At 68.7% G+C, this 14,263-nt stretch carries 9 protein-coding genes; 8 read left to right on the plus strand and 1 reads right to left on the minus strand.

All coding sequences use genetic code 11. From position 1 onward, the window contains the following. Window positions 1-10: 10 nt before the first annotated feature. Window positions 11-562 carry a hypothetical protein gene (locus DMC64_RS43170; protein ID WP_233629551.1) on the minus strand — a complete coding sequence of 184 codons (552 nt, stop codon included), beginning with the start codon at window positions 560-562 and terminating at the stop codon, window positions 11-13. Between the two features lie 477 nt (window positions 563-1,039). Between DMC64_RS43170 and DMC64_RS03710 the strand changes: the two genes are divergently transcribed. The 8 genes from DMC64_RS03710 (at window position 1,040) to DMC64_RS03745 (ending at window position 14,262) form a co-directional block, all read left to right on the plus strand. Next, window positions 1,040-2,356: a nucleotide sugar dehydrogenase gene (locus tag DMC64_RS03710; RefSeq protein WP_037332866.1), complete on the plus strand. Its 1,317-nt coding sequence runs from the start codon at window positions 1,040-1,042 to the stop codon at window positions 2,354-2,356. Further along, the gene (locus tag DMC64_RS03715; RefSeq protein ID WP_037332864.1) at window positions 2,337-3,524 is read left to right on the plus strand and encodes a glycosyltransferase family 4 protein; all 1,188 of its coding nucleotides are present in this window, start codon (window positions 2,337-2,339) and stop codon (window positions 3,522-3,524) included. The genes DMC64_RS03710 and DMC64_RS03715 overlap by 20 nt, the downstream gene beginning before the upstream one ends. Window positions 3,525-3,663: 139 nt before the next feature. After that, the gene (locus tag DMC64_RS03720; RefSeq protein WP_125732830.1) at window positions 3,664-4,953 is read left to right on the plus strand and encodes an exopolysaccharide biosynthesis protein; all 1,290 of its coding nucleotides are present in this window, start codon (window positions 3,664-3,666) and stop codon (window positions 4,951-4,953) included. Further along, on the plus strand, window positions 4,950-6,692 hold the full coding sequence (locus tag DMC64_RS03725; protein WP_125732046.1) for a Wzz/FepE/Etk N-terminal domain-containing protein: 1,743 nt from the start codon (window positions 4,950-4,952) through the stop codon (window positions 6,690-6,692). Before DMC64_RS03720 ends, DMC64_RS03725 begins: the two co-directional genes overlap by 4 nt. A 15-nt stretch (window positions 6,693-6,707) precedes the next feature. Further along, window positions 6,708-8,603 (plus strand): asparagine synthase (glutamine-hydrolyzing), encoded by a 1,896-nt coding sequence (asnB, locus tag DMC64_RS03730; RefSeq protein ID WP_125732048.1) that lies wholly within the window; start codon window positions 6,708-6,710, stop codon window positions 8,601-8,603. Window positions 8,604-8,618: 15 nt separating this feature from the next. Further along, window positions 8,619-10,799 carry a bi-domain-containing oxidoreductase gene (locus tag DMC64_RS03735; protein WP_125732050.1) on the plus strand — a complete coding sequence of 727 codons (2,181 nt, stop codon included), beginning with the start codon at window positions 8,619-8,621 and terminating at the stop codon, window positions 10,797-10,799. After that, a complete protein-coding gene (locus DMC64_RS03740) occupies window positions 10,799-12,733 on the plus strand; it encodes an alginate lyase family protein (RefSeq protein WP_125732052.1) in 1,935 nt (644 codons plus the stop codon). The genes DMC64_RS03735 and DMC64_RS03740 overlap by 1 nt, the downstream gene beginning before the upstream one ends. Further along, entirely contained in the window at window positions 12,730-14,262 is a 1,533-nt protein-coding gene (locus tag DMC64_RS03745; RefSeq protein WP_125732054.1) for a right-handed parallel beta-helix repeat-containing protein, read from the plus strand. Before DMC64_RS03740 ends, DMC64_RS03745 begins: the two co-directional genes overlap by 4 nt. Window position 14,263 lies beyond the last annotated feature (1 nt).

Here is a 14,263-nt window from a genome sequence, read left to right on the forward strand (position 1 = left end):
CACGCGGTAATCAGTGCTCGTCCTCGACCTTTTCCAAGTAGGCCACTTCGAGAGCCGACATCAATCCCCCGCCGACGAGGGCGAGGCCGTATCGAATGGCGGGCCGATAGCGGAACGGCGGCCGGACCAGCACGCACGCCTCCATGGCGGCCACGGACGTCCTGGTCCGGCCGAGCAAGTCGACGATGGTGTTCGTCGCCTGGTGCGGGGTCCGCTGGGCGGCGGCCAGATCGAGGATCGTGTCCGTCACCTTGCTTCGTGGGGGATGCGTTCCCGCGGCGATGTGCGGCAGCGCGCGAGACCTGTGCACGATGACAAAGGGAGTCTGCGAGATCGCGGAGAAGGTGTACGGAACCGTGATTTCGACAGGCCCTTCGATGACCGGGAGGATTTCCCATTCTTCGGCGGCCGTTCGATGGCTCAAAATCGCGTACCCGCCTCCGTAGAGCAGCGCGGCTTGGATCTTGGCCGAGCGTGACAAGTCGCCGGTGAACGTCGAGTAAACCCGTGGGAGAACCCGCTGCCAGCGTCCGGCCGCGAGATTCGCCCTGATGTCCGACATGGTTTGACCGTAGGCGCGCAATTGCCCCCTCGAGACGATTCCCTGTTGCTCCGCCAGGAGGATCGGCCAGCTCGGGCGTTGTCCGGCCGGGACGGAGTCTTCCGACCAGCGTCTGTTGGTGGGCACCCTCTGACGATCGCCGGTGGAGGGTCGTTGTGGGTGGCTCGAAGCGGATCTGTGGACAAGCAGCGGGGGAGGGCGCTGGCTGTGGATAACTGGGTCAGGGTGGTCGTGAGTGGTAAGTGACGTTCTAACGTCACTTACCACTCACGACCAACCCGACCCATGCCTCACCGCCGCCTGAATCACTCACGAGATCGTTACGCGCGCCCTGTAGCGTTTCGCGCCTCTCGGACGATGAGTGATTCCCTTGCCGCACAGGCATTCCGCCAAAAGCAGGCGAACGACGGACACCGGTAACGAACCCGGTCCCACCGCCGACCAACGGGCAGCGGAACGCGGCTGGAGGAATTCGTCATGAAGATCAGTGTCTTCGGGCTCGGTTACGTCGGTTGCGTGTCGGCGGCGTGCCTGGCCGGACGCGGGCACGAGGTCGTCGGGGTCGACGTGAACCCGGTGAAGATCGAACTCGTCTCCAGCGGCAAGGCGCCGGTGGTCGAGGAGCGGATCGGGGAACTGACCGCGCAGGTGGTCGCCGAGGGCAAGCTGAGAGCGACCACCGACGTCAGACAGGCGATCGCGGACAGCGAAGTCTCCCTGATCTGTGTCGGTACCCCGTCCGCGCCGAACGGCAGCCTGTCGACGGCGTTCCTGGAGCGTGTCGCCGAGGAAATCGGCGAAGCGCTCCGAAACAAGACCGAGCGCCACACGGTCGTCTTCCGCAGCACCATGCTCCCCGGCACCTGCCTTGATCTGCTCGTCCCCATCCTCGAGAAGTCGTCCGGCCGCACCGCCGGTGTGGACTTCGGGGTCGCGGTGAACCCCGAGTTCCTGCGCGAGGGGAGCAGCGTCAAGGACTTCTTCGATCCGCCCAAAACCGTCATCGGCGAGCTCGACCCGGCCAGCGGCGATGTCGTCGCGGCCCTGTACGAAGGCCTTCCCGGCGAGGTCTTCCGCGTCGCGATCCCGGTCGCCGAGATGACGAAGTACGCCGACAACTCCTTCCACGGGCTCAAGATCGGCTTCGCGAACGAACTCGGCGCCATCTGCCGCGCGCTGGGGCTCGACTCGCATCAGGTGATCGACGTCTTCCTCGCCGACCGCAAGCTCAACATCAGCCCCGCCTACCTCCGCCCCGGGTTCGCCTTCGGCGGCTCGTGCCTCCCCAAGGATCTGCGCGGCCTGGTCTACGCCGCGCACCGCGCGGACGTCGCCGTCCCGATCCTCTCGCACGTGCTGCCCTCCAACGACGAACACCTCCAGCGTGCCTTCGATCTCGTCGCGCGCACCGGAAAACGCAAGATCGGCCTGTTCGGCCTGTCGTTCAAACCCGGCACCGACGACCTCCGCGAGAGCCCGCTCGTCGAGCTCGCGGAGCGGCTGCTCGGCAAGGGTTACGACCTCCGCATCTACGACGCCAACGTCAGCCTTTCGCGGCTGATGGGCGCGAACCGCGAGTACATCGAGGGCAGGCTGCCGCATCTCGGCCAGCTGCTGGCCGGCTCCATCGACGAGGTCGTCGACCACGCCGAGGTCTGCCTCATCGGCTCCTCCGATCCGGAGGTCCTCGCGGCGCTCCCGGCCGGTGGCGGCCACACCATCATCGATCTCGTCCGCGTACCCGACGCCGCCGAGCGCCGGGCTGAAGAGGGATATGTCGGTCTTGCCTGGTAAAGCTCTCATCCTCGTCGAGAACCTTTCCGTCCCCTTCGATCGCCGTGTCTGGCAGGAGTGCCAGACCCTTCGCGACGCCGGCTGGGAAGTCCACGTCATCTGTCCACAAGGGACGAAACGGGACACCGAAGCCGAAGTCACCATCGACGGCGTCCACATCCTGCGGTACCCGCTCAAGGCCGCCACCGGTGGTCCGGCCGGATACGTCCAGGAGTACGGATCCGCGCTGTGGCACACGCTCCGGCTCGCCCGCAAGGTCGGCCGGGTCGACGTGGTGCACGCCTGCAACCCGCCGGATCTGCTGTTCCTGGTCGCGCTATACCTCAAGCGCCAGGGCGCGAAGTTCATCTTCGACCAGCACGACCTCTGTCCCGAGCTGTACCTCTCGCGCTTCGACCGCGGTGAGGACTTCCTGTACCGCGCGGTGTGCGCGCTGGAGCGCCGCACCTACAAGACGGCCGACGTCGTCATCGCGACCAACGAGAGCTACAAGGACGTCGCCGTGAAACGCGGCGGCAAGTCGCCGGACGACGTCTTCGTCGTACGCAGCGCGCCCGTGGTCGAGCGGTTCCACATGGTGCCCGCCGAGCCCGAACTCAAGAAGGGCAAGCCGCATCTGCTGGCGTACCTCGGCGTGATGGGCCCGCAGGACGGCGTCGACTACGCGTTGCGCGCGCTCGCTTCGCTGCGTGACGAGGTCGGTCGCACCGACTGGCACGCCGTGTTCATCGGTTCCGGGGACGCCTTCGACGCCATGGTGGCGTTGTCCAAGGAACTGAAGCTCGACGATCAGGTCGAGTTCACCGGCCGGATCTCCGACGAGGACCTGCTGCGCTACCTGTCCTCGGCCGACGTCTGCCTTTCGCCGGATCCGCTGAACCCGCTCAACGACGTGTCGACCATGAACAAGATCATGGAGTACATGGCGATGAGCCGTCCGATCGTCTCCTTCGAACTGCGGGAGGCCCGCGTTTCGGCCGGGGAAGCCGCGCTGTACGCGCCGGCGAACGACGAGCCGGAGTTCGCGAAACTGATCGCGCATCTGCTCGATTCGCCGGAGCAGCGGGCGGAGATGGGTGAGCTGGGGCGGGCACGCGTCGCCGGTCCGCTCTCGTGGGAGAACTCCCAGAAAGCCCTGCTCGCGGCCTACGCGGCCGCGGTCCGCTGATCGACTTCCCGATCGCGTTTTGAACAAGACTCGGGCAAACCTGTAACCAACATCGCGGTCGCTCCGACGGGATTCATGCCACACCCACACGCACCGGACGGAGATCCCGGCTTTGACTGACGACACGGTGCGCCTGTCCATGATCGGGCAGGTCCTGCGCGGGAGGTGGCGGACCCTGGTGGTCCTCGCCCTCCTCGGCGCACTGGTCGGCGCGGGATCGTCGATGATCCTTTCCCCCGGATACCGGACCACGTCCAACGTCCTGCTCCAGGGCCCGCGCGAGGCGAGCGAACTGCTCACCCAGGCCGAGGTCGCGACCAGTTCGGTCGTACTCGACCGGGCCGCCGCCGTCCTCGGCCGCGGCAGCGGCGCCGATCTGCGCGACCGCGTGACCACCACGGTCGCGCAGGGCAACGTCATCACCATCGCCGCGACGGACGACTCCGCCGAGCACGCGCAGCAGGTCGCGGACCAGGTCGCCCAGGAATTCGTGAAGTACTCGACGCAGGTCCTCGCCAGCACCGGGGACGCCGCGGTCAAGGTGGCGCAGGAACGCCGCGAGACCTTGCGTCAGCAGGTCGCGCAGGCGAACCAGCGGATCTCCGAGCTGACGGAGAAGGTCTCCGACGGGACGACGTCGGTGGAGACCGTCCAGTTGCGCACCGAACTCGCCGCGTTGCGTTCGTCGATCGAGCAGGCGATGTCCACGCTCAACGCCACCGACACCACGAGCGGCGGTCTCGGCAGCATGGTCGTGATGGGCGCGGCCGAACGGCCGACTTCGGCGGCGGCGCCGACGTTGCCGCAGCTCGCGCTCGGCGGCGCGCTCCTGTTCTTCGTGTTCGGCCTGCTCGGTCACCTCTTCGCCGCCCGCACCGACCGGCGGCTGCGGGACGAGGAGGAGGTCGGCGCCGCGCTCGGCGGCCCCGTACTGGCCACTGTGGACGTCGCCGAGGAGGCGGTTCCCGAAGCCGGGCGGAGCCTGCGGGCGAAACTGCTCGGCGACGACCGGCCGTGGAACATCCGGCGCGTGGACGTCACCCCCGAGGAGATCGACGGCGAGGTCCACTTCCGCCGTCTCGTCGCCCGGTTGCCCCAGCGCCGGTTGCTGGTGCTGGTGGCGGACGGCGACCACGCCGCGCGGACCGCGGCCGACCGGATCGCCGCGCTCTCCGACCGCTGGTTCACCGTGGTCGAAGTGGCTCCCGGACGGCCGGTGGTGGAGGACACCTCCGCCGAAGGCGTCCTGGTCGTGCTCGGTGTCGGCACCCGCACCGCGTGGGAACTGGTCGGTTTCGCCGAGGCGTGCGCCGACGCGGGTTTGGCCGTGGTGGGGGCGGCCCTGGTCCGCCCCGTCCGGCCCACCCGGGCCTCGAAGGCCGAGAAGAAGGCCGAAACAGATCGAGAAGCACTGGCAGGTACCCCGTGACGACCGCCGAAAAAGAGAAATCCGAGCCGCTCATCGATCTCCAGCGGCTCGTGGTCTCGGTCCGGCGACGTCGTCGCCTGTGGCTGGCCACCGCGCTGTTCGGGCTGATCGCGGGCGCGCTCGTGGCGTTGCTCCTGCCGTCCCCGCCGACGGCGGTGGCGAAGATCCTCGTCATCCACGCCGACGATTCGCCCAGTGACAGCGGCACGCTGATGGAAACCGACGTCGCCGTGCTGCAGACGACGAAGATCGCGGGCGAAGCGCTCAAGAAACTGAACAGCACCCAGCCCGCGGAAGAGTTCCTCAAGGACTACACCGGGCTCGGCGTCACGAACAACGTCCTCCAGGTGACGGTCAAGGGCAAGGACAACGCCGACGCGGTCGCCCGCGCGCAGGCGTTGTCGGACGCGTTCATCACCGAGTACGTCGCGCGCAACCAGGCGGCCGCCGCCGCCGAGCAGAAGGCCCTGATCGATCAGCGCAACCAGGCGCAGACGGAACTCGCCACCGTCCAGAACGACATAGTCACCGAAGAGGCGAAGAGGAATCCCAATCCGGCCCAGCTGGAGCGGATGTACTCCCGCCGCGCGGAGCTGACGTCCAAGATCTCCGACTACGACGGCCGCGCGCAGGAAGCGGGGATCGGCACGCCGAAGGTGGGCGCGGGGACGCAGATCGTGGACGCGCCGAGGATCGTGCCGAAGTCGTTCCTCAAGTCCACCGGTGCCGCCGCCGGGATCGGTGCGGTACTCGGCCTGCTGCTGGGGCTCGTGCTGGCCGCCATCAGCAGTGTGGTGAAGGACCGGCCGGTGCTGCGGCGCGAACTTTCGTGGCATCTCGGCGCTTCGGTGCTCGCCCAGCTGCCGAAACCGCGGCGCTGGTGGCGGAGGTCCCGTGCGGTGGCGGAACGCGAGCGGGTCGCGGCGACGTTGCTCCGCACGATCGGCGAGCACGGGACGGTGTCGCTGCTCGACCTCGGCGCCCGCGCCACGACGGCCGCGTTGGCCGTCGACATCGCCAACGGGCTCGCGGAGAAGAGGCCGGTCACGCTCGTCGACGAGCTGCCGAAGGCGGATCTGCGCGCTCTCGCCGGCGAAGGCAAGGTCCACGTGCTGGACCGCGATGAGCCGAAGGCGCCCGGTGAGTGCCGTGTCGGTGTCGGGTCGATCGAGCCGGGGACGGCCTGGACGGACCTCGAACACCTGGGCGCGGAAACGATCCTCGTCGTGCGCGCCGGGCGGGCGAACACGGAGTGGCTGCACACCGTCGCGCGTCAGCTGGCCGAACGGCGGATCCCGATCATCGGGATCGTCGTGGTGGACCCGGATCCGCGTGACCACACCGACGGAACCCTGTGGGACGGCCTGCACACGGCGTTGCGCGGCCGGGGCGCGGAGACGCGGGCCGCTCTGCCCGGACCGGAGCCGGTCGAGTCGCCGGAACCGGTGAAGGCACCTGAGCCGCCGCCCGTCCGCCGCCCGCGGCCGCGGTTCGACCGTGCCCCGCAGTCGAAACCGGTCGAGATGTTCCCGGACGACGAGCCCACCGTGCGGCGGCTCGCGGTGGCGCCGCCCGAGCCCGCGAAGCCGGTCGACCGCGTACTCGAACCGGCGAAGGACAAGAAGCCCGTCCGTCGTCGTCCGCCGACGCCGTACAAGCGGCCGGAAGAGCTCGACAACGCCGATCAGCCGACCAAACGATTCTCGCCTGTGTCACCGGATAATGCCGAAGCCTTGTAGGGGGAGTAAAAGCAGATGTGCGGCATCGCAGGGGCCTACTTCTGGCCGGACGGGGGACCGCTCACCGATCGGCTCACGAAGACACTCGCCCACCGGGGCCCCGACGGTTCCGGGCGGTACGACCACGGAGAAGTCCATTTAGGACATCGGCGTCTGTCGATCGTCGACCTGACCGAGACCGGCGCGCAGCCGATGGTCAAGGACGGGCTCGCGCTCACCTACAACGGCGAGCTGTACAACGCGCCGGAACTGCGGAAGGAACTCGAAGCCGCCGGCGTGCGCTTCCGTGGCACGTCCGACACCGAGGTTCTGCTGGAAGCCTGGCGGAAATGGGGCACCGAGGGTCTGCACCGGCTCCGCGGCATGTTCGCGTTCGGTGTCTTCGACGAACGTTCCGGTGAGCTGGTACTGGTCCGCGATCAGCTGGGGATCAAACCGCTCTTCCTGGTGCGCCGCGGCAAGGGGGTCGCGTTCGCGTCCGAGCTGAAGGCGCTGGCCGCCGAGCTGGGCGGCTCGCTGACCATCGACGACACCGCGCTCGTCGCTTCCCTGCTCTACTACTGGGTCCCGGACGGCCGTTGCGCGTTCCGCGAGGCCGAGAAGCTGCCGCCGGGCAGCTGGGCGCGGTTCCGGCCGAACGGCGACGTCGAACGCGGTACCTTCTGGTCCCTGCGCCAGGTCGCCGAAGAGGGCGCCGCGTATGAAGGCGAGTTCGACCTCAACGCCGTCATCGAAGACTCCACGCGCAAGCACCTGATCGCCGACGTGCCGGTCGCGACGTTCCTTTCCGGCGGGCTCGACTCCAGCTACCTGACCGCGCTCGCCGCGCGCGAGCGGCCGGGGATCTCCGCGTACACCATCGGTTTCCGGGCCGAGGACGCGAAGTTCGAGGCCATGCCGGACGACCTCAGGTACGCGAAGAAGGTCGCCGCGAAGTTCGGCGTCGACCTGCACGAGATCGAGATCGCGCCGCAGGTGCTCGACCTGCTGCCCCGGATGACCTATCACCTCGACGAGCCGATCGGCGATCCGGCGGCGATCAACAGCTACCTGATCTGCACCGCCGCCCGCGAGGCCGGGGTCAAGGTGATGCTCTCGGGGATGGGCGCCGACGAGCTGTTCGCCGGATACCGCAAGCATCTCGCGAACAAGATCGCCGTTCAGTACCAACGGGTCCCCGGTCTCGTGCGGCGGCCCGTCGAGTCCCTTGTGGACAGACTGCCGGTGGCGACCTCGAAGCGCGGGTTCCGGTCGGTCCGGTTCGCCAAGCGGTTCCTCTCGTTCGCGGAGCTGCCCGAAGAGACCGCGTTCCGGCGCAGCTACACGATGTACGACCAGGCCGAACTCGCCGGTCTGCTGAACCCGGACCTCGCGGGCGCCGTCGACGACGTGATCACCGAACATGCGGACACCTATCACGACAACACGTTGTCGGATTTCGTGAACCGCATGTGCCTCGCCGATTCCCGGCTCTTCCTGCCCGGGCTCAACCTCGCCTACACCGACCGGTCCAGTATGGCCGCCTCCACCGAGGTGCGGACGCCGTTCGTCGACATCGAGGTCGTGAAGGCCGCGTTCCGGATCCCCGGGGACAAGAAGATCGTGAAGCGCCAAGGGAAGATGGCGCTCAAGGAAGCGGCGCTGTCCATCCTCCCCGCCGAGATCGTGCATCGGCCGAAGGGGCTGTTCAGCGCACCGCTGCGGGCTTGGATGAGCCGCGACCTCGCGCCGCTGGTGCGCGAGGTGACGAACGAAGGTGAATTGGTGAAGGCCGGGTTCCTCCGTCGGGAGGCCCTGCGGAAGCTCGTGGACGAAGACGCGTCCGGGCAGCAGGACCGGTCCAAGCACCTCTGGCACATCTTGACCCTCGAGTACTGGTATCGCGGCGCCGTGTCGGCCCGGACCACCTGATCGCTGAGGAGCGACGTGAAGCAGGTAGTGCAGAACTACAAGAGCGGGGAGCTGGCGCTCCTCGACGTCGAAGTGCCCGCGTGCAAACCGGGGGGTGTGCTGGTCCGCACCGCCTATTCGCTGATCTCCACCGGCACCGAGATGATGAAGGTGTCCGAGGCGAGCCTTTCGCTGGTGGGCAAGGCGAAGGCCCGGCCGGATCAGGTCGCGAAGGTGATGCAGAGCGTCGCCACGAACGGGCTGGGCGCCACCTATCGCAAGGCGATGAACAAACTCGACTCGTACACGCCGCTGGGGTACTCGCTGTGCGGCGTGGTCGAGGAGGTCGGCGCGGGCATCGACGACGTCGCCGTCGGGGACTACGTGGCGTGCGCGGGGAACGAGCACGCGCTGCACGCGGAACTGAACTGGGTGCCCAAGAACCTCTACACCAAGGTGCCCGACGGCGTCGACCCGCGGCACGCCGCGTTCGGCACGGTCGGCTCGATCGCGATGCAGGGTGTCCGGCAGGGCGAACCGCAGATCGGCGACATCGCGCTGGTCATCGGGCTCGGCCTGATCGGCCAGCTGGTCGTCCAGCTGCTGGTCGCGTCCGGGGTCCGCGTGGTCGGTGTCGACCCGGACCCGTCGCGATGCGCGCTCGCCGAACAGCTCGGCGCTCTGAAATGCGGTGACCCGGGGTCCGGCGTCGTCGACACCGCGGTCGCGGAGATCAGCTCCGGACACGGCGTCGACCAGGTGTACCTCGCCGCGGGCGGTAGCACGAACGAGCCGGTGGAGCTGGCCGCGAAGCTGGCCCGCGACCGCGGCCGCGTGATCGACATCGGCAAGTGCTCGCTGAACCTGCCGTGGAACGCCTACTACGAAAAGGAACTCGACGTCCGGTTCTCCCGCTCGTACGGTCCCGGCCGGTACGACCCGGAGTACGAACTCGAGGGCCGCGACTACCCGATCGGCCAGGTCCGCTGGACCGAGCGCCGAAACCTCGAATGCGTCGTCGACCTGATGGGCAGCGGCCGTCTCGACGTCGAGCCGCTGATCTCGCACGTCTCGGAATTCTCCGACGCCGTCGAGACGTACCGGAAGCTGAACGAGGGCGAACTCAAGGCCGTCGCGGTGCTGTTCGAGTACGAGAAGCGCGCCGTCGCGGCCACCGAACAGGTCTCCGCGGTCACGCTCCCGGCACCGGTGACCACCCGCGCGGTGCCGAAGATCGACACTCTGCGGGTCGGCTTCATCGGCGCCGGCAACTACGCGTCCTCGATGCTTCTCCCGCATCTCGTGGAGATGGAGTACCTCGACCTCTTCGAAGTCGTCACCACGTCCGCGCTCTCCGGCGCGAACGCCAAACGCAAGTTCGGCTTCGCCCGCGCCTCCACCGACGTCGACGCGATGCTCGAAGACGACTCGATCCACGCCGTGTTCATCGTGACCAGGCACAGCTCGCACGCCGAGCTGACCAGGCGCGCGCTGCTCGCGGGCAAGGCGGTCTTCGTGGAGAAGCCGCTGGCGTTGTCGGAGAAGGAACTGGAGATCGTGCTCGGCGCGATCGAGGAATCCGGCAACGACCGGCTGCAGGTCGGCTTCAACCGCCGGTTCGCGCCGCTGCTGAACGAGTCGATGCTCCACTTCGGACCGCGGATCGGTCCGGCCTCCGTGCGGTACCTGGTCAACGCCGGTCATCTCGACGCGAACAGCTGGTACAACCAGGCCGACAGCGAGGGTTCGCGGTTCGCGGGCGAGGGCGGCCACTTCATCGACACGGTCAGCTGGCTGCTCGGCTCCGACCCGGTGTCGGTGTACGCGACCGCGACCCCCGGCCACCAGGACCTGCAGATCCTGCTGCGCTACCCGGACGGCTCGACCGCGTCGATCGCGTACACCACCAGCGGTTCGCCGGCGTTCCCCAAGGAGACGATCGACGTCACCGCCGACGGCAAGGTGCTGAAGTTCGACGACTTCGCGCGCGCGTCGGTGTTCGGCCGCAAGAAGTGGGCGAGCTCCCGTATCCCCAAGGGCCGGGACAAGGGGCAGGCCGCCGAGCTCGAAGCGTTCGTCAACGCGCTGACGACCGGTGTCTCGATGCCGGTTTCCGTCGAGTCGCTCGTTTCGACGACTTTGGCCACGCTCGCGGTCAACCGCAGTCTCGAAACCGGGATGCCGGTCCGGATCAACGCCAAGGAAGGTCTCGGCTGATGGATCCGTCCTGGTACCTGCGAAGACTGTCGAGGATGGGGCCCGCCGAGGTCGCGGGCCGGGTCACCGACGTCGTGCGCAAACGCCAGTGGCGCGGGGTCGCGGGGGAGAAGGCGGCCTGGCTGCCGGACCGCCGGTTCGCGACGGTGCCCGGTGAGGACGTCCTCGCCGCCGTCTCGGGCGAAGCGGTGAAGGATCTGCTCGTCACCGCCGACCGGCTGATGGACGGGCGCGCCGAGTACTTCGGCGTCGAGCGCGACGACCTCGTCGATCCGGACTGGTCGTACGACCCGAAGACCGGCCGCCGCGCACCGTCCGATGTGTACTCCTTCGACATCCCGTACCGGAGCGAGGAGACCGTCGGCGACATCAAGCAGATCTGGGAGCCGTCGCGGCATCAGCACCTCACCGTGCTGGCCGCCGCGTACGCCCTGACCGGGGAGGCCCGGTACGCCGAACGCGTGGCCGCGCACCTCGCGTCGTGGTGGGCGGCCAACCCGCCGATGCGCGGGGTGCACTGGGTCAGCGGGATCGAACTCGGCATCCGGCTGCTGTCGTGGGTGTGGGTCCGGCGGCTGCTCGATGGCTGGGCGCGGGTTTCGGCGCTGTTCGAGGACAACCCGGTGGCGCTCAACCAGATCTGGCACCACCAGCGCTGGCTGGCGGCGTTCCCCAGCCGGGGTTCGTCGGCGAACAACCACGTGATCGCGGAGGACGCCGGGCAGCTCGCCGCGGCCTGCGCGTTCGCCTGGTTCCCCGAATCCGGCCGGTGGCGGGATTCGGCGCTCGCGTCGCTGGACAAGATGTTGCGGCACAACACCTTCGACTCCGGTCTCAACCGCGAACTCGCCACCGAGTACCACGGGCTCGTCCTGGAGCTGGGGCTCGCCGGGGCGCTGGAGGCGAAGGCCGCCGGGGTCACGGTGCCCGAGTCGACCTGGCTCGTGCTGCTCCGGATGACCGACGCGCTGGCGTCCATTGTGGACAACAAGCTGCGGCCGCCGAGGCAAGGTGACGCGGACGATGGCTTCGGCCTCATCGTCGACGGTGACGAGACCAGCCGCTGGGCCTCGCTGATCGACACCGGATCCGTCCTTTTCGGACGGTTGGACTGGTGGCCGGAGACGCCGGGCGGGGACGTCCGCACCCAGCTGTTCTCCGCGCTGGCCAAGGACATCCAGGTCGCCGGGCGGCGTCCGGCGCGGCGGCGGGACGACTTCGCCGACGCCGGGATGACCATCCTGCGCGACGGCGCGATCTGGTGCCGGTGCGACGGCGGACCGCACGGCTTCCTGTCCATCGCCGCCCACGCGCACGCGGACGCGCTCTCGGTGGAGGTCCGGCACGACGGCGTCGACATCCTCGCCGACCCGGGAACGTACTGCTACCACGGCGAACCGAAGTGGCGGTCGTACTTCCGGTCCACGGCCGGGCACAACACGCTCGAACTCTCCCGCACCGACCAGTCCGTCTCCGGCGGGCCGTTCCTGTGGACGAAACACGCGGTCACCACGGTGATCGCGGCGGGGACGCCGTCGCGCTGGAGCGCGGAACACGACGGCTACGCGCCGTCGGTGCACCAGCGTTCGGTGGAACTGGACGGCACCGAGCTGAGGATCCTCGACGAGGTCCGCGGCGGCGAGGCACAGCCCTGCCGTCTCGCGTTCCACTTCGGCCCGGCCGTCGAGGTCGTGCTCACCGGGTCGACGGCGAAGCTGTCCTGGACGGTCGACGGCCGGGTGCGCGGCGCGTCGATGGAGCTTCCGGCACGGCTCAGGTGGTCCGCGCACCGCGGGGAGACCAGCCCGCCGCTCGGTTGGTACTCGGCGGGATTCGGCCGCCGTGAGCCCGCGTGGACGCTGATCGGCACCGGAACCGCCTCGACCGGGATGACCACACTGCTCACCTTCGAGCCCGAGGGACCTCCGTTGTGACGGTTCGACCGCACCGCTTCCGCCGCGTCGTCCTGCCCGCCCTGCTGGCCGCGGCGGTGCTGGCCTCCTGCACCGCCGAACCCGCCGACGAGGCGGGGAAACCGCCGGACCCGGCGCGGGCGCCGTCCGGCGGGGTGGCGCAGGTCTGCGGCAAGCTGCCGCCGGGGCCGTCGGTGGCCCCGCCGGGAGCGGTGACGGTCGATCCGGCGATCCCCGGCGATCTCGCGGCGAAGACCAGGGCGAGTGGCCCGGGGACGACGTTCTGGCTGGCGCCGGGAACGCACCGGCTCGGGGACGACCGGTTCGACCAGGTGCAGCCGAAGGCCGAGAACGTCTACGTCGGCGCGCCGAAGGCGATCCTCGATGGTCGCAAGATCAACCAGTACGCCTTCTCCGGCAACGCCGCCGACGTCAAGATCCAGTACCTCACCGTGCGCGGTTTCCTCGCCCCGCGCGACGAGGGCGTGGTCAACCACGATTCCGCCCCCGGCTGGATCATCGAGCACAACACGGTGGAGGACAACGACGGCGCGGGCCTGATGGCCGGCGCGCGGCAGCAGGTGCGGGGCAACTGCCTGCGGAACAACGGGCAGTACGGGATGAACGCCTACGAGGGGCAGAACCGGATCACCGGGTTGCTCGTCGAAGGCAACGAGATCACCGGCAACAACACCGGCGACTGGGAGAAGAAGGTCGAAAGCTGCGGCTGCACCGGCGGCGTGAAGTTCTGGGCCGTCGACGGCGCCGACGTCCGCGGCAACTGGGTGCACGGCAACCGCGGCGTCGGGCTGTGGGCGGACACGAACAACAACGACTTCCTGATCGAGGGCAATCTCGTCGAGGGCAACGACAGCACCGGGATCATGTACGAGACCGGCTACAACGCCGTCATCCGCGGCAACACCGTCCGCCGCAACAACGCGGTGGACGGCAAGTCCTACATCGACCGCGGCGACAGCTTCCCGGTGGCGGCGGTGTACATCTCCGAATCCGGCGGCGAGCCGAGGGTGAAGGCGCGGACCGACAAGATCGAAATCGCCGGGAACGTCCTCGAGAACAACTGGAACGGCATCACGCTGTGGGAGAACTCGGACCGGTTCTGCAACAGCCCCGCCAACACCTCGTCCGGGGCCTGCACGCGGCTGGTGCCGGACCACGCGACGTGCGCCCGGCCCGCGATCGCGTCGGGCGCGCTGTTCGGCGACTGCCGCTGGAAGACCCAGCGCGTCGAGATCCATCACAACCGGTTCGTCCTCGACCCGGCCGTGACCGGTTGTGAGAACACCTGCGCGCGGATGGCCGTGCTCGCGAACTTCGGCACGTACCCGGACTGGTCGCCGTACAAGGGTGAGGTCGTGCAGCAGGCGATCACCTTCGACCAGGGCAACAAATGGCACGACAACACCTACGTCGGCCCGTGGAACTTCATCGCCTTCGAACCGAGCCGGAACCTGAGCATCGGCGAATGGCAGGGCGGCCCGTACCACCAGGACGCCGGATCGACCTACACCCGGCAAGGGGGTGGCTGAC

Source organism: Amycolatopsis sp. WAC 04197 (assembly GCF_003947475.1).
GTDB classification, from domain to species: domain Bacteria; phylum Actinomycetota; class Actinomycetes; order Mycobacteriales; family Pseudonocardiaceae; genus Amycolatopsis; species Amycolatopsis japonica.

What these genes read in the sequence shown, in the direction of transcription:
- asnB (WP_125732048.1), top strand. Translation starts at nt 6,708, where the DNA reads ATGTGCGGCATCGCAGGGGCCTACTTCTGGCCGGACGGGGGACCGCTC.
- DMC64_RS03710 (WP_037332866.1), top strand. Translation starts at nt 1,040, where the DNA reads ATGAAGATCAGTGTCTTCGGGCTCGGTTACGTCGGTTGCGTGTCGGCG.
- DMC64_RS43170 (WP_233629551.1), bottom strand. Translation starts at nt 562, where the DNA reads ATGTCGGACATCAGGGCGAATCTCGCGGCCGGACGCTGGCAGCGGGTT.
- DMC64_RS03720 (WP_125732830.1), top strand. Translation starts at nt 3,664, where the DNA reads ATGATCGGGCAGGTCCTGCGCGGGAGGTGGCGGACCCTGGTGGTCCTC.
- DMC64_RS03715 (WP_037332864.1), top strand. Translation starts at nt 2,337, where the DNA reads ATGTCGGTCTTGCCTGGTAAAGCTCTCATCCTCGTCGAGAACCTTTCC.
- DMC64_RS03740 (WP_125732052.1), top strand. Translation starts at nt 10,799, where the DNA reads ATGGATCCGTCCTGGTACCTGCGAAGACTGTCGAGGATGGGGCCCGCC.